Annotated in this window: 13 protein-coding genes and 1 pseudogene; 5 read left to right on the top strand and 9 right to left on the bottom strand. The window is 63.0% G+C overall.

Going from position 1 to position 18,931, the window contains the following annotated elements; all coding sequences use genetic code 11:
• Positions 1–247: 247 nt before the first annotated feature.
• Complete coding sequence (locus tag EN859_RS26485; RefSeq protein ID WP_127855753.1) at positions 248–3,916, top strand: PAS domain S-box protein; 3,669 nt, start codon at positions 248–250, stop codon at positions 3,914–3,916.
• Between the two features lie 250 nt (positions 3,917–4,166).
• On the opposite strand, the gene EN859_RS26480 is transcribed toward EN859_RS26485, so the two are convergent.
• A complete protein-coding gene (locus tag EN859_RS26480) occupies positions 4,167–6,137 on the bottom strand; it encodes an acetoacetate--CoA ligase (protein WP_127855754.1) in 1,971 nt (656 codons plus the stop codon).
• Positions 6,138–6,320: 183 nt separating this feature from the next.
• Between EN859_RS26480 and EN859_RS26475 the strand changes: the two genes are divergently transcribed.
• Positions 6,321–8,171 carry an AsmA family protein gene (locus EN859_RS26475; RefSeq protein ID WP_127855755.1) on the top strand — a complete coding sequence of 617 codons (1,851 nt, stop codon included), beginning with the start codon at positions 6,321–6,323 and terminating at the stop codon, positions 8,169–8,171.
• A gap of 27 nt (positions 8,172–8,198) precedes the next feature.
• On the opposite strand, the gene EN859_RS26470 is transcribed toward EN859_RS26475, so the two are convergent.
• From EN859_RS26470 to EN859_RS26445, 6 genes and pseudogenes are all read right to left on the bottom strand, one after another.
• A complete protein-coding gene (locus EN859_RS26470; RefSeq protein WP_127855756.1) occupies positions 8,199–9,017 on the bottom strand; it encodes an ABC transporter permease subunit in 819 nt (272 codons plus the stop codon).
• Positions 9,014–9,988: an ABC transporter permease subunit gene (locus EN859_RS26465; protein ID WP_127855757.1), complete on the bottom strand. Its 975-nt coding sequence runs from the start codon at positions 9,986–9,988 to the stop codon at positions 9,014–9,016. Before EN859_RS26465 ends, EN859_RS26470 begins: the two co-directional genes overlap by 4 nt.
• A 9-nt stretch (positions 9,989–9,997) precedes the next feature.
• Positions 9,998–11,137: an ABC transporter ATP-binding protein gene (locus EN859_RS26460; protein ID WP_127855758.1), complete on the bottom strand. Its 1,140-nt coding sequence runs from the start codon at positions 11,135–11,137 to the stop codon at positions 9,998–10,000.
• Positions 11,138–11,210: 73 nt separating this feature from the next.
• Positions 11,211–12,308: a polyamine ABC transporter substrate-binding protein gene (locus tag EN859_RS26455; protein ID WP_127855759.1), complete on the bottom strand. Its 1,098-nt coding sequence runs from the start codon at positions 12,306–12,308 to the stop codon at positions 11,211–11,213.
• Positions 12,309–12,682: 374 nt separating this feature from the next.
• Positions 12,683–13,635: pseudogene (locus tag EN859_RS26450) on the bottom strand (DMT family transporter).
• 191 nt (positions 13,636–13,826) lie between these two features.
• Positions 13,827–15,275 carry a helix-turn-helix domain-containing protein gene (locus tag EN859_RS26445; protein WP_127855760.1) on the bottom strand — a complete coding sequence of 483 codons (1,449 nt, stop codon included), beginning with the start codon at positions 15,273–15,275 and terminating at the stop codon, positions 13,827–13,829.
• A gap of 247 nt (positions 15,276–15,522) precedes the next feature.
• On the opposite strand from EN859_RS26445, the gene aceA reads away from it, so the two are divergent.
• The 3 genes from aceA (at position 15,523) to EN859_RS26430 (ending at position 17,807) form a co-directional block, all read left to right on the top strand.
• Positions 15,523–16,812 carry an isocitrate lyase gene (gene aceA, locus EN859_RS26440; RefSeq protein WP_127855761.1) on the top strand — a complete coding sequence of 430 codons (1,290 nt, stop codon included), beginning with the start codon at positions 15,523–15,525 and terminating at the stop codon, positions 16,810–16,812.
• A gap of 68 nt (positions 16,813–16,880) precedes the next feature.
• Positions 16,881–17,123 carry a hypothetical protein gene (locus EN859_RS26435; RefSeq protein ID WP_127855762.1) on the top strand — a complete coding sequence of 81 codons (243 nt, stop codon included), beginning with the start codon at positions 16,881–16,883 and terminating at the stop codon, positions 17,121–17,123.
• A gap of 294 nt (positions 17,124–17,417) precedes the next feature.
• A complete protein-coding gene (locus EN859_RS26430) occupies positions 17,418–17,807 on the top strand; it encodes a response regulator (RefSeq protein ID WP_245525708.1) in 390 nt (129 codons plus the stop codon).
• 50 nt (positions 17,808–17,857) lie between these two features.
• Here EN859_RS26430 and EN859_RS26425 read toward each other — a convergent pair whose 3' ends face one another.
• Together EN859_RS26425 and EN859_RS26420 are read right to left on the bottom strand one after the other, a co-directional pair.
• Positions 17,858–18,574: an HAD family hydrolase gene (locus EN859_RS26425; RefSeq protein WP_127855764.1), complete on the bottom strand. Its 717-nt coding sequence runs from the start codon at positions 18,572–18,574 to the stop codon at positions 17,858–17,860.
• A gap of 119 nt (positions 18,575–18,693) precedes the next feature.
• A partial coding sequence (locus EN859_RS26420) for an ISAs1 family transposase (RefSeq protein WP_135913551.1) occupies positions 18,694–18,931 on the bottom strand: 238 nt, incomplete at its 5' end.

Raw genomic sequence — 18,931 nt, 5'->3', positions numbered from 1 at the left:
TTTCAGAGGCAGCGGCTTTGACAGAAAGCCGTCTCGTTCATGTATGATGGCAATATAGAGGCTTTTTTTGTGCGTTGCAACATCTTTGTTGCACTGCACCAAATTCTTTGGGGCCGTTAACCAAACGCCCAGAGATTCCGGCCGTTGCACGCTGTGGCTTGTGGACCTTCGTCCCATCGGCTTTTATTAACAAAGTGTTAACTGCAAATTGCCCCCTCCATGAGGGTTAAGAGGGTTCGCCAAGCGCATGCCGCCTGAAAACTACTCCTTCCTCGACGTCGCCGTGCTCGATGCGGTCCGCCAGCGCTTCGCTGCCGGCGACGCGATCGTCATCCTGCCGGCAGACCTCGAACAGGTGATCTGGGCCAACGGGCCGGGAGCGGCGGTGTTCGGCTATCCGGACATCGAGGCCATCATCGGCGCTTCTGCGCGGCTGCCGCTGATCGCCAGGCGCCAGATCATGGCGACCAGCGGTTTTCCGGAGATCGGCAGCGACCGTGCCATCACGGTCAGGCTGGCGACTGGCATGAGCAGCCGTGCCGTCGGCTTCCTTGCCAGCGCGGTGACGATGCCGGATGGCGAAAGGGCGATCCTGCTGGCGGTGCCGGCGGCGCAGACGGGCTCGCGCAGTGTGACCGAGATCGCTGAGCACGCCATCAGCGGCTTTACCGAAGATGGTCATTTCATTGCCTTTGTCGACGCCGCGGGCAACATCGAGGCTGCGTCGGATGGCTTTTCGGCGCTCGGCATCCTGCCCGAGACGCTGGCAGCACTTGTCGCCGACGTGGCAAACGAGGGCGACCGCATCGTCAAGCGCCTCGTTCCGGGCAGCACCACGTCCTATCCTGCCGGCCTCGCCCGGCTGACCGATACACGGCACCTTCTGGTGGTCATCGACGAAGACCAGCTTGAAGAGAGCGCGGCGGCAGAGGATGCCGTTGGTCCGCCGCAACCGCAACCTGATAGCCGGCCGACGACCGACACCCCGGCCGCGGATGCGACAGCAGGTCAAGCAGCTTTCTCGAAACTCGCCGAAGGCATCGTGCCGCCAACCAGCGACCGCGCTGGCGATTCGGCCGCGCGGAGCGCAGAAGAAACAGGCGACGACCGGCCGGCCGGCGGAACGCCGGCGCAGCATGACCACTGGTATTTCCATGCCGGCGATGAAGACGCACAGCGGGCAGGCCAGCAAGAAACCCTGGAGCAGGCTAAAGCACCGGCCGGACCGGATGTTTCGGCCGAGGGCTTGAAACAGGACCGCATCGCGACCGCAGATGCGGCCGATCGCACCGCCGCCCGGGCGATCGACCGTTTGGCGCCGCCGCTGCGGTTCGTCTGGCGCACCGACGCCGAGGGCAAGTTCAGTGCCCTGTCGCCAGAATTTGCCGAGATCGTCGGCAAGCCCGCCGCAGACGTGATCGGCCGGCGCTTCAAGGACGTGGCGACAACCTTCGGCCTTGATGCCTCGGGCGAGATCGCCGGCCTCCTCGAACGGCGCGACACCTGGTCCGGCCGCTCGGTGCTGTGGCCGGTCGCCGGCACCGATCTGAGGATACCTGTCGATCTGGCGGCGCTGCCCGTCTACGACCGCAGCCGTGCCTTCGAGGGCTTCCGCGGTTTTGGCGTTGCTCGCAGCGGCGATGCGGTGGGCGACCCGGAAGCGGTCGGATTGGCGCTTGTCCCCAATGGCGAGAGGCCAGCGGGGCCTGCGGCCCTCGAGACTGCGGCGGAGACACCCAAGGCGGCCGACCCGTTCAAGGGCGAAGTGCCGGCGCTGACCATCGTGCCGAAGCAAGAGCGGCGCTTCGCCGACAAGGTGATCCGGCTGGCCGAGCATCGGCAGCCTGCAAATGACAAGGGGTTGTCGACGCTGGAACGCAGCGCATTTCGCGAGATCGGCGAGCGACTGAAAAAGGACAGCATCTCGCCTGAACAGCCAGCTGGCGAGAAACAGACGGAAGCGGCCGCGGAAGCAAAGGAGCAAGCGGAAGCAGCTGCCAAGACCGCCGAGCCGCCGCTGGGCGAAGCCGCTCCGGCTGATACGGGTGAACCGCCGGCAACCGCCCCCGAAAGCGAAACGGGTGCGGCTGAGCCGCCCGAGAGCGATGCCGAGGACGAGAAGGATGTGGCGCGGCTTGACGGCGAGCAGCCGGACGAAGCCGCTCAAGAGCGCCCCGCCGATCAGGCCACCGTGTCCGGCGTCTCGGGCTCCCTGCTCGATTATGCCGACCGCAAGGACGAACCCACTCCTGTCGCCGACAGCGGCGATGAGGCGCCGGCCTCAGAACCAGGCGAGGCGACGACACAGGATGAGGTCGAACCCGCGGGCGCGGCCCCTACCGGGCTGCGCCTTAAGGTGCCGCCATTCAAGCTCGAAGGGATCGTGCCGTCGGCCTTTTCAACCGGAGACGAAACCAAGGCCCCGGACACGTCGATCCTTGGCAAGCTGCCGGTCCCGCTGCTCATCCATTCCGGCGACGAGCTCTACTATGCAAATGAAGAGTTCCTCGGCCTGACCGGTTATGACACGCTCGACGACCTCAGCGATGCCGGCGGTCTCGGCGCGCTGTTTGCCGATCCTTATTCCGATGACGGCGCATCCGACGGACCTGATCGCGCGCTCAGGCTGAAGACGCGTGACGGGCAGGAATTCCCGATCGAAGCCATTCTGCGTTCGGTTCCATGGCGCGGCGGCAAGGCGCTGATGCTGGTCGTGCGCCGTTCCGGCGAGGATGAGGTGCCAACAGCGACCCTGCATGGTTCGGCCGACGAGCCGACACAGCCGGACATATCGGAGCTCAAGTCACGCATTGCCGAAATGCGCACCATCATCGACACCGCGACCGACGGCGTCGTGCTGATCGGCCGCGACGGAGCGATCCGCTCGATCAGCCGTCCGGCGGAGGCGCTGTTCGGCTTCGACAGCGACGAGGTGGCGGGCAAGCCCTTCGCCTCGCTGTTCGCCATCGAAAGCCAGCGCGCGGCGCGCGACTATCTTAACGGGCTTTCCGAGCCCGGCGTGGCGAGCGTGCTCAATGATGGTCGCGAGGTGATCGGGCGCGAGTCGCAGGGGCGTTTCATCCCGCTGTTCATGACCATCGGCAGGCTGCCTAACGACAGCGGATTTTGCGCGGTGGTGCGCGACATCACGCAGTGGAAACGGGCCGAAGAGGATCTGACCCAGGCGCGTGCGGTGGCCGAGCGCGCCTCATCGCAGAAGACCGATTTCCTGGCGCGCATCAGTCACGAGATCCGCACGCCGTTGAACGCCATCATCGGCTTTTCCGAGCTGATGGTGGATGAGAAGTTCGGCCCCGTGGCCAATGATCGCTACCGCGACTATCTGCGCGACATCAACCGGTCGGGCAATCATGTGCTCGACCTGGTCAACGACCTGCTCGACATCTCGAAAATCGAGGCCGGCCAGCAGGAGATGGCCTACGAGGCGGTGTCGCTCAACGATACGCTGGCCGAAACGGTGGCGATGATGCAGCCGCAGGCCAATCGCGAACGCGTCATCATCCGTTCCAGCTTCGCGTCGCGGCTGCCGGAGGTGGTGGCAGATCTGCGCAGCGTGCGCCAGATCGCGCTCAATATCCTGTCGAACGCCATCCGCTACACGCAGGCCGGCGGCCAAGTGATCGTCTCGACTGCCTATGAGACCTCGGGCGACGTCGTCATGCGCGTGCGCGACACCGGCATCGGCATGAGCCAGGCCGAGATCGAGCAGGCTCTGAAGCCGTTCAAGCAGATCAACGCGCTCAAGCGTGGGCGCGGTGACGGCACCGGTCTTGGATTGCCGCTGACCAAGGCGATGGTGGAAGCGAACAGGGCCCGCTTCACCATCAACTCGACGCCCGGTGAAGGAACCCTTGTCGAGATCGCCTTCCCCTCGACCCGAGTGCTCGCGGAATAGAACCAAAGGGCAAAAAGAAAAGGCGTCCAACAGGGACGCCTTAGGTAATGAGATTGCTGTCACAATGGGGCTTGAGCGAATCTGATCCTCAGGGGACGAGGAACGGGATTTCTCCCTCAAGTTACGTGCGACTATCGACGCCGGCCCTTAACAAATCCTTACCGGCGCGGCGGAAAATTTACGAATGTGTACCACTCGTGAAATCTAGGTAAATTCGGCCGACATATTTCGTTAACCATGCTGACACGGTTCAATCGGCAAGCTGCGGCAGGTTGCGGAACAGCTCCAGCGCTTCGGGATTGGCGAGGGCTTCCTTGTTCTTGATGGCGCGGCCATGCACCACGTCGCGTACCGCAAGCTCGGTGATCTTGCCCGATTTGGTGCGTGGAATGTCGGTGACGGCGACAATCCTGGCCGGCACGTGACGGGGGCTCGCGCCGCTTCGGATTTTGGTGCGGATGCGCTTTTCCAGATCGGCGTCCAGCTCAATGCCGGCTGCCAGCCGCACGAACAGCACGACGCGCACGTCATTGTCGAAATCCTGGCCGATGCAAAGCGCCTCAAGGATTTCCGGCATCTGCTCGACCTGGTTGTAGATCTCCGCCGTGCCGATCCTGACACCACCCGGATTGAGCGTCGCGTCGGAGCGGCCATGGATGATCAGGCCGCCATGGACGGTCCATTCGGCGAAGTCACCGTGGCACCAGACATTGTCGAAGCGCTCGAAATAGGCCGCCTTGTACTTCTTGCCCTCGGGATCGTTCCAGAAGCCGATCGGCATCGCCGGAAATGCCCTGGTGCAGACGAGCTCGCCCTTCTCCTGCCGGACCGGCTTGCCGTCGTCGTCCCAGACATCGACGGCGAGGCCAAGGCCCGGCCCCTGGATCTCGCCGGTCCACACCGGTTCGGTCGGCACGCCGAGCACGAAGCAGGAGACGATGTCGGTGCCGCCGGAGATCGAGGCCAGATGCACGTCCTTCTTGATGCCGTCATAGACGAAGCGGAAATCCTCCGGCGACAGCGGCGAGCCGGTCGAGGAGATGGTGCGCACGGTGGAAAGATCGTGCGTGCGGATCGGCTTGAGGCCGGCCTTGCGCACCGAATCGATGAACTTCGCCGAAGTGCCGAAATAGGTCATCTTCTCGGCATCGGCGAAGTCGAACAGCACGTTGCCATCGGGATAGAAGGGCGAGCCGTCGTAAAGCAGAAGGGTCGCGCCTGACGCCAGGCCGGACACCAGCCAGTTCCACATCATCCAGCCGCAGGTGGTGAAGTAGAAGAAGCGGTCGCCGTCGAGCAGGCCGGCATGCAGCCGCTCCTCCTTGACGTGCTGGATCAGCGTTCCGCCCGCCGAATGGACGATGCATTTCGGGATGCCGGTCGTACCTGAGGAAAACAGGATGTAGAGCGGATGCGAAAACGGCAGCCTTTCGTAGCTGACGGGCTTGGCGGCAAAGGACGACAGCGCCTCTTCCAGCGCAGCCGCCTTGTCGATGGTCGCCGCGACATCGGCCGACGTGCCGAGATAATCGACGATCAGGATCTTGCGGACGGTGACGAGCTTTGCTGCCACCGCTGCGATCTTGTCGGCGACCTCGATCGCCTTGCCATTGTACCAGTAACCGTCCGGCGCGATGAAGACGACAGGTTCGATCTGGCCGAAACGGTCGAGCACGCCCTGCTCGCCGAAATCGGGAGAGCAGGACGACCAGACGGCGCCAATCGATGCAGCAGCCAGCATGGCGGCGACGGTCTCGGGCATGTTGGCCATCATCGCAGCGATGCGGTCGCCCTTCTTCACCTTGAGCGACAGGAGGAGCTGCTGCAGGCGCGAGGTCAGCGCATGCAGTTCGTTCCAGGACAGCCGCCGCTCGACCTTGTCCTCGCCGCGAAAGACGATAGCGTCACTAGGCCCGGTCTTCTTCAAAAGGTTCTCGGCGAAGTTCAGCTTCGCGTCGGGGAAGAAGGCTGCCCCAGGCATCTTTTCGTCATCGATCAGCACGCGTTCGCTTCCACCAGTCCCCTTGTCGCCGACGATGCCGCAAAAGTCCCAGACCAGGGTCCAGAATGCCTCGCGATCGTCGATCGACCAGCGGTGAAGATCGGAGTACGAAGCGAAAGAGATGCCGGTTTTCGCCGCCGCAGCCTTCATAAAGGCGGTCATCGGTGCCGCGTCGATCTGGTCTTGCGTCGGTATCCAAAGTGGTGCGTCGGCAGCCATGATCGTTCCTCCACGGGCAGCATCGCTTATGCATATCGCAGCGCAGCAGAGCAAGATTTTGTTGGAACGACCGGCGTCGAGGTGTGTGCAAATTCCATCGCCGGACCATAAAGACTTGAAATGCGTCAGCCGTGGGTTACACCCGTCGGGCGATTTTGTCGGAACGGAAGCATACGGGGCGATATGCCATCATCTTTGATCCGGCGCGGAATATGGGCGATCGGCGTTGCCGTGCTCGTCAGTGCGCTGGTCGTCGCCGCCCTGCCGCTCATTGCCTCGACCCGCATCGTACGCGACCGCATCGCCTGGGAGATGAGTGCGTGGAGCGGTTTCCGGGTCACCATCGATGGCTCGCCGCGCATCGAGGTCTGGCCGAGTTTCCGCGCCATCCTGAGCGATGTGACGCTTTCGCAATGGACCGAGACCGACGCGCCGCCGGTGGTGGAGGCCGAACGGGTCGAGGTCGACCTGTCCGCCATGGCAGCGCTTCGCGGCGACGTGGTGTTTTCGACGGCGCGGTTGGTGCGACCGACGATCAGGGTCCATCGTACTGCAAGCGGTTTCTTCCTTCCCGCCATACCGTCCGGCGGACGCATCACGCGCTCGATCGACACCGCCCGCGGCGTGGTCAGCGCCGACCCGGCCAAGCCGGACCTGAGCAAGCTGCCGGCGGATCCGTTCGGCACCGTGGAGTTAAGGGACGGCCGCGTAGTGACGACCGTCGGCGGCAAGGACACCGAAATCCTGAGCAGCCTGACGGGTCAGGCGAACTGGGCCGCTATGAACAGCAATGCGACGCTGAGCGCGACCGGAATCTGGCGCGGCGAAAGCGTCGCCATCGATTTCGCATCGCCAAAGCCGCTGGTGCTGTTTGCCGGCGGCGCCGCACCCGTCACGCTGTCCTTCAAGGCGGCACCTGCCACTTTTTCATTCGACGGCGTGGCCAGCGTGTCGGAAAATGCTTATTTCGACGGCCAGGCAAAGTTTGCCGCACCCTCGCTCAGGCGCGTGCTCGAATGGTCACAGGCCGGCATCGCCCCGGGCGCCGCTATCGGCGCCGTCTCGGTTTCGAGCAAGGTCACGGCGGGGGCTGGCCGGGTGAAATTCGAAAACACCACGGTAGCGCTGGACAACAATCCGGGAATGGGGGCGTTGGATTTCTCCTTCGGCGAGGCGCTGCCGATGATCTCCGGCACGCTCGCCTTCGACACGCTGGACCTCAGATCGTTTCTCTCCGCCTTCACGCCGCTGGCGCCTGCGGGCGCAGCGGGTCCTGGCGAGATCGACACCAGCTTCGCCGACAGGATCAATCTCGATCTCCGGCTGTCGGCGGCGCATGCCACGGCGGGCGCCATCCAGCTTGCCGACGTCGCCGCCACCGCCCAGGTCAAGAACGGGCTTGCGGTCTTCGATATTTCCGATGCGTCGGCTTTCGGCGGCAACATCCAGAGCAGCCTTCGCTTCGACCGCAAGCCCGAAGGCACGCAGGTTGAGCTCCGGCTTCTCGCCTCCGATGTCGACGGCGGCGCTTTTGCCACCGCGGCGGGGATGACGCGGCTGGTGCCGGTTGGGACGGGAACCGTCTCGGTCATCCTCAAAGGGCCAGGCAAAGCCTGGGACTCCATCTTCGAAAACGCCGACGGTTCAGTCACGGCGACATTCGGGCCGGGCGCGCTGAGCGGCCTGAACCTGTCGGCCTTCCTCAAACACACGGAACAGGGTGGATTCTTTGCGCTCGACGATGTCTCTGACGGAACGCTGCCGATCGACGGGGCCGAGATCAAGGCGACCATCTCGAAGGGCGTGGCGAGGCTCGACAAGGCCGAGGCCAATTCGGCGAAGTACAAGATCTGGCTTTCCGGCATCGCATCCTATACCGGACGCGGGTTGGCGCTGTCCGGCGGCGTCACCCAGTTGGACCAGGCAGCTACGCAGGCAAACGGCCAAGGCCCCAACCAGTCGTCGTTCTTCGTCGGCGGCACGTGGCGAACGCCGTTCATCTCGCCGATCAGCCGCGGCGTTTCGGGCGAGTAAGCGGCGCCCTCCGATTTCGCAGCTCTATCACCCGCGTTGCGCAGCCCGTTCGTCACGCTGGCGCTGCACCTCACGCCGCTTGTTGGCAAGCGACGCGACGATGACGCCGACCGCAACGACCGCGATCAGTATCGTGCAGGCGGCGTTGATCTCCGGCGTCACGCCGAGGCGGACCTGGCTGTAGATCTTCATCGGCAGCGTGGTGGCGCCGGGTCCTGAGGTGAAGCTGGCGATGACCAGATCGTCGAGCGACAATGTGAAGGCCAGCATCCAGCCGGAGATGATCGCCGGCATGATGACCGGCAACGTGATCTGGAAGAAGGTCTTCACCGGCGGCGCACCCAGGTCCATCGCCGCCTCTTCCAGCGAGCGGTCGAAGGAGATCAGGCGCGACTGCACGACGACGGCCACGAAGCACATGGTGAATGTGATGTGGGCAAGCGTGACGGTAAGGAAGCCGCGGTCGAGACCGACGGCAACAAAGAGCAGCAGCAGCGACAGGCCGGTGATGACTTCCGGCATGACCAGCGGCGCAAAGACCATGCCGGAAAACAGCATCCGGCCCTTGAAACGGGTATAGCGCGTCAGGGTCAGTGCCGCCAGCGTGCCGAGCACGGTCGCCACGGTGGCCGAGATGACGCCGACGCGCGCCGTTACCCAGGTAGCGTCCATCAGGCCCTGGTTGTGGAACAGCGAGACGTACCATTTGGTCGAGAAGCCGCCCCAGACGGTGACCAGTTTCGATTCGTTGAAGGAGAACACGATGAGCAGGACGATCGGCAGGTAAAGAAAGGCAAAGCCCAGCACGATCGAGGTGATGTTGAAGCGGCTCCAGGTCGTGTTCATTTGTCCTGCTCCTGGGCGCGCGCCTGGGCCTGCTGGAAGAGCATGATCGGCACGGTCAGAAGCAGCAGCAGAATAACGGCAACGGCCGACGACACCGGCCAGTCGCGGTTGGCGAAGAACTCGTTCCACAGCGTCTTGCCGATCATCAGCGTCTGCGATCCGCCGAGCAGGTCGGGAATGACGAACTCGCCGACGGCCGGGATGAACACCAGCAGGCAGCCGGCGATGACGCCGGGCAGCGACAGTGGGAAGGTGATCTTCCAGAAGGCGCTGGTCGGCGGGCAGCCGAGGTCCTTGGCCGCCTCGATCAGCGAATAATCCATCTTTTCCAGGGACGAATAGAGCGGCAGCACCATGAACGGCAGGTAGGAATAGACAATGCCGATGAAGATCGCAGTGTAGGTGTTGAGGATGATCAGCGGTTGGCTGATGATGCCGGTGGCGAGCAGCATCTGATTGAGCAGCCCCTCGGGCTTGAGAATGCCGATCCAGGCATAGACCCGGATCAGGAACGAGGTCCAGAACGGCAGGATCACCAGCATCAGCAGGGTCGGACGGATCGTCGCCGGGGCGCGGGCCATGCCATAGGCGATCGGATAGCCGACGAGCAGGGTCAGGACCGTCGAGATGGCGGCAATGATGAGGCTCGTCACATAGGCGTTGAAGTAAAGCGCATCTTGGGTCAGCCAGGTGTAGTTGTCGACGCTGAGCTGCCTCAGCTGGGCAAAAAAACCGGAAATGCCGTCGCGGAAGTCGAGCGCCGGCGTGTAGGGCGGCATGGCGATCGCGGTCTGCGACAGCGAAATCTTGAAGACGATGACGAACGGGATGAGGAAGAAGAACAGCAGCCAGAGATAGGGGATGATGATGACCAGACGGCCGACGAAGGCCGCTCCCAGCCTGGCCAAGGCGGATTTGCCGGCATCCGTTGCCCGAGAGCTTGTTGCGGTGGTGACGGCGGCATTCGACATGATCGCCCCCTACCGTGTCAGCACGACGCCGGCGTCGGGCCGGAACGACACCCAGGCGCGGTCGTTCCAGCTCAGCGGATCCTCGGTGATGCGTGCCGCATTCATGGTGCTCGCCCGCACCACCTGCCCGTCGTCCAGCCTGACGTGGTAGACGGTCATGTCGCCGAGATAGGCGATGTCGTATACCTCGCCCTCGATGGCGTTGACGGCGCCGGCGGGTTTGGCGGACGACACCTTGATCTTCTCCGGCCTAATGGCGAAGGTGACGGCCGTGCCGGCGGCGGCATTGCCGGCATTGTCCGTCCGGATGGTGATGCCGTTGCCGGCGTCAATGCTTGCGCTGCCGGCCTCGCCGCGCGCGATCCTGCCTTCGAACATGTTCACATTGCCGACGAAGCCGGCGACGAAGCGCGAGCCCGGCGCCTCATAGACTTCCGCAGGCGTCGCCACCTGCATCACCTCGCCCTTGTCGATGATGGCGATACGGTCGGCCATGGTCATGGCCTCTTCCTGGTCGTGGGTGACAACGACGAAGGTGAGGCCTAGTGACTGCTGTAGGTCCATCAGCTCGAACTGGGTTTCCTCACGCAGCTTCTTGTCGAGCGCGCCGAGCGGTTCGTCGAGCAACAAGACTTTCGGCCGCTTGGCGACCGAGCGGGCGAGCGCGACGCGCTGGCGTTGGCCGCCGGACAACTGGTGCGGCTTGCGCTTGGCGAACTGCTCGAGCTTGACCAGCTTCAGCATCTCGGCAACGCGCGCCGCAATCTCGGGCTTCGGCATGCCGTCCTGCTTGAGGCCGAAGGCGATGTTGTTCTCGACCGTCATATGCGGGAACAACGCATAGGACTGGAACATCATGTTGACTGGACGCCGATATGGTGGAATGCCGCGCAAATCCTGGCCGTCGAGCAGGATGCGGCCGGCGGTCGGCTCCTCGAAGCCGGCAAGCATCCTCAGCAGTGTCGACTTTCCACAACCGGACGCGCCGAGCAGCGCAAAGAACTCTCGCTCGAAGATGGTCAGCGACAAATTGTTGACGGCAGTGAAGTCACCGAACTTCTTGGTGACATTGTCGAATTGAATATACGGCTTGGCGTTCGGATCATTCCAGGGCGCGAAATCCCTGCGGATGCTGCCAAGCGATTTCATGTCCCACTCCGTCTTGCTTTTTCCCCGGAGAAAGCGACCCCGGCAGCTGGCTGCCGGGGTCGCGTCAGGTTGCTTATTGGCCGGTGACGATCTTGGTCCAGGTGCGCGTGATGATGCGCTGGGTCTTGGGATTGTAAGGCAAGACAGTATAGAGCTTCTGCACGGTCGCTGCGTCCGGATAGATCGATGGATCGTCGAGGATCGCCTTGTCGATGAACTGCTGCGAGGCCTTGTTGCCGTTGGCATAAAGCACGTAGTTGGACGATTTGGCGATCACTTCGGGCTTCATCATATAGTCGAGGAATTCGAGCGCCTCGGCGACGTGCGGCGCATCGGCCGGTATCGCCATCTGGTCGAACCACATCTGGGCGCCCTCCTTCGGCACCGAATAGCCGATTTCAACGCCCTGCTTGGCCTCGTCGGCGCGATTGCGCGCCTGGAAGACGTCACCCGACCAGCCGACCGCCAGGCAGATGTCGCCATTGGCCAGGGCATTGATGTATTCGGAAGAATGGAACTTTCTGATATAGGGCCGGATCTTCAGCAGTGCCTCTTCGGCCTTGGCAATATCGTCAGGCGACGTGCTGTTCGGGTCGAGGCCAAGATATTTCAGCGCCGCCGGGATGATGTCGGCCGGCGAGTCGAGCACATAGACGCCGCAGTCTTTTAGCTTGGCCAGCGTTTCCGGATTGAAGAAGACATCCCAGCTGTCGATCTTTTCGGTGCCGAGCGCGGCCTCAACCTTCTTAATGTTGTAGCCGATGCCGACCGTACCCCACATGTAGTTGATCGAATACTCGTTGCCGGGATCGTATTTGGCGGTGCGCTCCAGAACAGTGTCCCACATGTTGGAAATATTCGGCAGCTTCGACTTGTCGAGCTTCTGGAACACACCCGCCTGGATCTGGCGTGCAAGGAAATTGCCGCTGGGCACGACGACATCGTAGCCGCTGCCGCCGGCAAGCAATTTCGTTTCGAGGATCTCGTTGGAATCGAAGGTGTCGTAGACCACCTTGATGCCGGTTTCCTTGGTGAAGTCGTCGATGATCGAGCTGTCGATATAGTCCGACCAGTTGAAGACGTTGACGACGCGGTCCTCAGCATGAGCGCCGAGGGTGAAAAGCGCCAGAAACGCCGAAGTCGCCGAAAGCCAGAGCGCTTTGCGGGTCATGCTATTCTCCTTTGATGAGTGTTCCATCGCCAGTCCGTCGCGGTGTCCGCGCGGCTGTGCATTTGCTTCAGACTATTGAGTTTGAGACTATTGGGCCTGCCGGGAAGCGACAAGCGTGAACTGCCGGCACCATAATGGTTCGATGCGCGACTGTCGGGAGCTTTGTGTCCTTGCCAGGGAAGTGTGCCGGGCCTAGATGGTGTGCCGGCGCCGTCAGAGGCTTTCGCCATGGCGCGGGCAGAGATACGACGATGTTGTCCGGCCTCGATCAGACCGGCAGGGAGACTTGGCAAGATACGCCTGTCTTGTTGTTGCCGTAATCGCAGCCTGCCCGGGCGGCAGCGGCGTTGTCAATGGCAAACGCATGCGCTGCATCAATTAGGGGACGGCACACCGGTGACGCCGGGCCGCTCGGGCCGGGTCTGGCGCTTGAACTCGAGCCCGATATGGACGAGCAGCGCCGTGACCACAACAGCGCCGCCGACGATGGTGCGTGCCGACGGCACCTCGGAATGGATGAGCCAGACCCAGATCGGGCCAAGGATCGGCTCGAAGGTGCCGAGCAGTGCTGCCACCGCCGCCGGAACAAGCCGGGCGCCGGTGGCGAAGAAGGCAAGGCCGAGGCCGAGATTGACCACGCCGAAGGCAAAGAGAAAACCCATGTCATGGCCGGAAACGGCGAATTCCGATGCCTGGGACGCCGCGAATGCGGCAGCGAGCATCGTGCCGAGGCAAGTCGCCGGCGTCATCCGTACATGAGCAAAGCGCCGGGCGATGACGGTGGCGATCGAGAACATGAAGGCGATGAGCAGCGCCAGGCCGTCGCCAATGGGAGATACGGCGCCGTCAAGCGATTCCGACACCATTATGGCAACGCCGGCGATGACGGCTGCAATCGCCGCCCAGGTCGCCATGGCCACCCGTTCGCGAAACAACGCCCAGGCGAGCAGCGCCGCCAGCAGCGGCACGCCGGCCTGCATCAGGAGGATGTTGGCGACGGTGGTGTAGCCAGCGCGACGACAAAGCAAGTCGATGCGGTGGCGAAGCAGAACGCCACGGCAAGGCCGGGCAGGCCCATGTCGCGGAACAGTTTTAGCGTACCGCGCCAACCATCGCGCCAGACCATGAAGCAGAGCAGGAAGGCCGCGGCCCAGACCGAGCGCCAGAACACCACCGTCCAGCTGTCACCGGCGTCGATGAAGCGGGCGATGGTGCCGCCGAAGCTCCACATCAGCGCCGACAGGAACACCAGCAGGAAGCCGATACGCTCCTCGCGCGGCGAAACGATCTGCGAAACGGCGATCGGTGATGATGCGGTATCGGTCATGAGTGCGACTGTCGGCGATTTCGGGGCAGCACGATGCACAGCGGACGACAGAAACGTGCCTCATTCGCGTAACGCAAAGACGAAGGTTGAGCGTGGTCCAGCACCGTGTTCCGTTTGGCGCACTGACTGGTGCACATACGAGAAAAGACGGTCGTGTGGAGCTGCCAGGGGTAGTTTGCAGTCTTTGCCCATCACTGAAAGTCGAACGCGCTCAGTCCCGTCACCATCTCGTCGAGGCCGAGCGGGCGTGTCACCGGTGGCTCGGCGCGGGCGAGGCAGCCGATGCGCTCGCATAGCCGGCAGGCGGGGCCGACCGGCGTGGCCGGCGCCGCGGCCTGTCCGGCCTTGCCGGTTGCAGCCGGCGCCGGCAGTGCTGCGCCATAGACGATCTCGTCACGAAAGCCGACGTCGCACCCCAGCAGCAAGGCCGTGCGGCGCGGGCGCTCCGAAAATGAACCTTGCGGCCCTTCTAGCGTGCGGGCGATGCAGAGGAATTCGGCGCCATCGGGCATTTCCACTGCCTCGACAAGGATCTGGCCGGGTTGGGCGAAGGCGGCATGGACGGGAAGCTTCGGGCAGCCGCCGCCGAAGCGGCTTTGCGGGAAGCCTTGGCTGCCCGCCTTGCGGAAGCGGTTGCCGGCATTGTCGACCTCGAGCATGAAGAACGGCACTCCCAGCGCGCCCGGCCGCTGCAGCATGGTCAGCCGGTTCGCCGCCTGCTCGAAGGAGACGCCGAAGCGCGAGCGCAGTACGTCGATGTCGTAGCGGGCGCGAACGGCGGCCGCGTGAAAGGCCTGATAGGGCATCATCAGCGCATGGGCGGCGTAGCGGCCGAGTTCGAAGCGGGCCAGCCGGCGAGCCTCGTCCGTGGTCAGCTTCAGCGCCTGGATCTCGCCGGCCACCGCGACCGCCATGCGGATCAGGCAGGCCTCCATCGCCACTTCGCGCAAATGGTCGAACGGCGAAAGCCGCTCGGACAGGAACAGGCGCTGCGTGTGGCGGTCGTAGCGGCGGCGCCAGTTCGGCATGGTGGCGACGGGCAGCACCTTGACCACGATGCCGTATTCGCGCTTCAGCCACGCCTTCAGTGCGCCGAACAGATCGTCGCCGGGATCGAGCACCGAGGTAAATGCCTCGGCCTCCTCTTCGAGAGCCGCGAAATGGTTCGGCCGGCGCTCGAAAATCTCGTGTACTTCGTCGATCGGCAAACGGGCGCCGGAGAGTGCCGTGCCCTTGCCTTCGCGGGCCAGAAGCACGTTGAGATCGGACAGCCGCTCTGCCTGCTCGCGATAGGCGCGGAACAGTTTTATCACCGCTGCGGAAGCATTGGGTGCCGCCTCGGCAAGCTCAATCAACTCCTGGTCGCCCGGCAATTCACCAACCAGCAGCGGGTCGCCAAACACCTCCTTCAAGGCTGCGACCGACCCCCTTGCCTCGCCCTGCAGCTCGTGCGGGTCGACCTTGTAGACGGATGCCAGCTTCAGGATCAGCTGGACCGTCAGCGGCCGCTGGTTGCGCTCGATGAGGTTGAGATAGGACGGCGAGATGCCCAGCCCTTCCGCCATCGACGTCTGGGTCAGGCCCTTGGCGTTGCGAATGCGGCGGATGCGTGGTCCGGCGAAGATCTTCTGGTCGGCCAAATCGGCTACCTTGACAAGAATTTACATTATCCCTGCGCGACGACAGCGCGTTGGGCTTTTACAATCGTGACAAATTTACAGCGGCTATCGGTCAAACACAACACAGGTTTTCCCTTATTTCCTAGCCGATCCCGCAGTTTCTCTCGCTTCCTTCGCGACGGGATGTAAATGATGTCACACACAAGCGGCGCGAAACCTCCCCCGACGCGGCTTTTCGAAACCAGCATCGAACGATTTGGAGTGACCAATGACTGATTTTTACAATCTCGTTCCATCGGCGCCGGAAGGCCGTTTTGACGGCATCGAGCGGCCCTATGCACCGGACGATGTGAAGCGGTTGCGTGGTTCGGTCCAGATCCGGTACAGCCTCGCCGAAATGGGCGCGAACCGGCTGTGGAAGCTCATCCACGAAGAGGATTTCGTCAACGCGCTCGGCGCCATGTCGGGCAACCAGGCCATGCAGCAGGTCCGAGCCGGGCTGAAGGCGATTTATCTGTCGGGATGGCAGGTTGCCGCCGATGCCAACACCGCATCCGCCATGTATCCGGATCAGTCGCTCTATCCCGCCAATGCGGCGCCCGAACTGGTCAAGCGCATCAACCGCACGCTGCAGCGCGCCGACCAGATCGAGACCTCCGAAGGCAACGGGCTGTCGGTCGACACCTGGTTCGCGCCGATCGTCGCCGATGCGGAAGCCGGTTTCGGCGGACCGCTCAACGCCTTCGAGATCATGAAGGCCTTCATCGAGGCGGGAGCCGCCGGCGTCCACTACGAGGACCAGTTGGCATCGGAAAAGAAGTGCGGCCATCTCGGCGGCAAGGTGCTGATCCCGACCGCAGCACACATCCGCAACCTCAACGCCGCGCGTCTGGCGGCGGATGTGATGGGCACGCCGACGCTGGTCGTCGCGCGCACCGATGCCGAAGCGGCAAAGCTGCTGACCTCCGACATCGACGAGCGCGACCAGCCCTTCGTCGACTACGGCACCGGCCGCACCGTGGAAGGCTTCTATCAGGTCAGGAACGGCATCGAGCCCTGCGTCGCGAGGGCCGTCGCCTATGCGCCCTACGCCGACCTGATCTGGTGCGAGACATCCAAACCCGATCTGGCGCAAGCCAGGAAGTTCGCCGAGGGCGTGCACAAGCATCACCCGGGCAAGCTGCTCGCCTATAATTGCTCGCCATCGTTCAACTGGAAGAAGAACCTCGACGACGCGACGATCGCGAAGTTCCAGAAGGAACTTGGTGCCATGGGCTACAAGTTCCAGTTCATCACGCTGGCCGGTTTCCACCAGCTCAATTTCGGCATGTTCGAGCTCGCCCGCGGCTACAAGGCGCGGCAGATGGCGGCTTATTCAGAACTGCAGGAGGCTGAATTCGCGGCGGAAGCCCACGGCTACACCGCGACCAAGCACCAGCGCGAGGTTGGCACAGGCTATTTCGACGCCGTTTCGATGGCGATTACCGGCGGCCGGTCTTCAACCACGGCGATGCATGAATCGACCGAGCACGCCCAGTTCAAGCCGGCGGCGGAATGACCGGATGTTAAGATACGAGCAACAGAGGAACCGCCCCAAAAGGGCATAACGACACGAGGAGAAGACCAATGGCATCGATAAGCCGCGTCAAGGAACGGGCCGAAGAACAGGCCACCACGATGAGCGTCGACCAGCAGGCGACCATCCGCATGCTGGCCAACGACCTGCACAGGCTCAACCAGTCGGTGATGAAGGCGGTCGAAGCGGGCGTCTCGGTGGAGCTCGTGCGCTCGGCACGACACCATGGCGGCGACGGGAATTGGGGCGACCTGCTGATCCCGGTGATCGTCACCCAGCAGAGCCACGGCTGATCGAGCTCCAAACCGAAGTCACCCGCGCGATTTCCGTGCGGGTGACTTTCGTTTTTCCGCGATCAGTTCACTGCGGCTGGAGAAAGAACTTGCTTTAATTTTTAGCGTTTCTTGCAATATTATCGATGTCTTCCATTTTAGCTTGACACAGGCAGCGATCTCACGCCAATTGTCTCCAGTTTCAACCCTGCATTGAAACAGAGAAGAGCAGCCGCCCCGCCCATGCGCCCAGTGAATCGCGACACCGATACTGCAAAACACCCGAATTTGGCGGGCCGCGACGCGGACGCCGTGATGATGACGGATTTCTCGCACGTGCTCGTTGTCGGAAAGTCGCCGATCAACCGGGTTGTGGTGTCGAAGATCGTCGAGAAATCCGGGCTCAAGCCGATCTCGGAGTCGCCTGAAACGGCGGCAAGGGCGCTGCGCTGCCGTATCCCGGGCGCGGTAGTCCTCGACGGCGGAGCCGACAACAAGGATTGCGACGCGCTGATGTCCGGCATTGACGCGCTGCGGCGAACGTCGGGCAGGTCGCTGCCTTCGGTGATCCTGCTTTCAACCAAGAACGGCACGCCGGAGAGCCTCGGCCTGTCCAGCGTGGTCGACGCGGTGGTCGCCAAGCCGATCACAACCGAAAGGCTGCAACCGGTGATCGACCGGCTGATTGGACTTGGTCGCGGCTAGGCAGCCAATCGGAGACCAGATCGGGCCGGTTCAAACGGCGAAACGCGCCATCAGCCGGTTTTCGCGATTCTCTCGATCAGCCTTGGCAGTTCGCCAAGATCGGAGATCCGGCAGAAACGCGGTTCGGCGATGGGCGGCTCGACATGTTCCAGCACCCAGGTCAGTTCATGCGGAACGTGAATGCCCCAGCTGCCGGCCTCGATGGCCGGTACCACGTCGGACTTCAGCGAGTTGCCGACCATCATGCTTTTCTCAGGCCCGTCGCCATGGCGGCTGAAGATGCGGGCATAGGTGGCAGCGCTCTTGTCGCTGACGATCTCGACAGCGTCGAACAGGTCGCCCAGGCCGGACTCCGCCAGCTTGCGTTCCTGATCGAAGAGGTCGCCCTTGGTGATCAGCACCAGGCGATAAGCGGCGGCGAGCTTTTCCACGGTTTCGCGCGCGTGCGGCAGCGGCTCGATCGGATGGCCGAGCATCTCGCGGCCGGCGGCAAGAATTTCGGCGATGACCACGGGCGACACTCGGCCTTCGGTAATCTCGATCGCCGTCTCGATCATCGACAGGGTAAATCCCTTGATGCCGAAGCCATAGACGGCGAGGTTGCGCCTCTCAGCCTCAAGCAATCTTGCCGAAATATGTCCTTCCTCGCCGTGGTCGGCGAGCAGCGCGGCGAAGCGCTTCTCGGTCAAGCGGAAGAACTGCTCGTTCTGCCACAGCGTGTCATCGGCATCGAAACCGATCGTCGTCAATTTGCGGCTGTCCTGCATTCGACGTCCCCAACCGAGGCAACTGAGTTTTGCGGGAGGTCGACCCTAAGCTGCCAGCAGCGATTTTCAACCGGGGAGGCAAACGAAACCGGGCTCCCCTTCACGGCTTTGAATCCGAGTTAACGGATTGAGGGTTGGAGGATTTGTTCGAGGTATTTGTTGTTTCTTGCAGCGCGCTTTCGGCGCAGCTTGATGCTTCGCTTGTCGTCGATTGATCGCACGAGGTTCAAGGCGAAGTGGCGGACGACGGCCATGTTGGCGGGGCCGTGTCCGGTGCGGCTTCGGCATTTGTCCTCGTTGAAGGTGACGTCGAGGACCCAGTGCAGCGAGTTCTCGATGGCCCAGTGGCTTCGGATG

This window comes from Mesorhizobium sp. M00.F.Ca.ET.216.01.1.1 (assembly GCF_004010325.2).
GTDB lineage: Bacteria > Pseudomonadota > Alphaproteobacteria > Rhizobiales > Rhizobiaceae > Mesorhizobium.
The sequence above is the reverse complement of the archived record's forward strand: the minus strand, read 5'-3'. Positions and strand labels throughout refer to the sequence as shown.

Bases quoted from the DNA above. Each gene is read 5' to 3' on its own strand.
- EN859_RS26480 (WP_127855754.1), bottom strand. From the start codon at position 6,137: ATGGCTGCCGACGCACCACTTTGGATACCGACGCAAGACCAGATCGAC.
- EN859_RS26460 (WP_127855758.1), bottom strand. From the start codon at position 11,137: ATGAAATCGCTTGGCAGCATCCGCAGGGATTTCGCGCCCTGGAATGAT.
- EN859_RS26475 (WP_127855755.1), top strand. From the start codon at position 6,321: ATGCCATCATCTTTGATCCGGCGCGGAATATGGGCGATCGGCGTTGCC.
- EN859_RS26455 (WP_127855759.1), bottom strand. From the start codon at position 12,308: ATGACCCGCAAAGCGCTCTGGCTTTCGGCGACTTCGGCGTTTCTGGCG.
- EN859_RS26465 (WP_127855757.1), bottom strand. From the start codon at position 9,988: ATGTCGAATGCCGCCGTCACCACCGCAACAAGCTCTCGGGCAACGGAT.
- EN859_RS26485 (WP_127855753.1), top strand. From the start codon at position 248: ATGCCGCCTGAAAACTACTCCTTCCTCGACGTCGCCGTGCTCGATGCG.
- aceA (WP_127855761.1), top strand. From the start codon at position 15,523: ATGACTGATTTTTACAATCTCGTTCCATCGGCGCCGGAAGGCCGTTTT.
- EN859_RS26425 (WP_127855764.1), bottom strand. From the start codon at position 18,574: ATGCAGGACAGCCGCAAATTGACGACGATCGGTTTCGATGCCGATGAC.
- EN859_RS26430 (WP_245525708.1), top strand. From the start codon at position 17,418: ATGATGACGGATTTCTCGCACGTGCTCGTTGTCGGAAAGTCGCCGATC.
- EN859_RS26470 (WP_127855756.1), bottom strand. From the start codon at position 9,017: ATGAACACGACCTGGAGCCGCTTCAACATCACCTCGATCGTGCTGGGC.
- EN859_RS26435 (WP_127855762.1), top strand. From the start codon at position 16,881: ATGGCATCGATAAGCCGCGTCAAGGAACGGGCCGAAGAACAGGCCACC.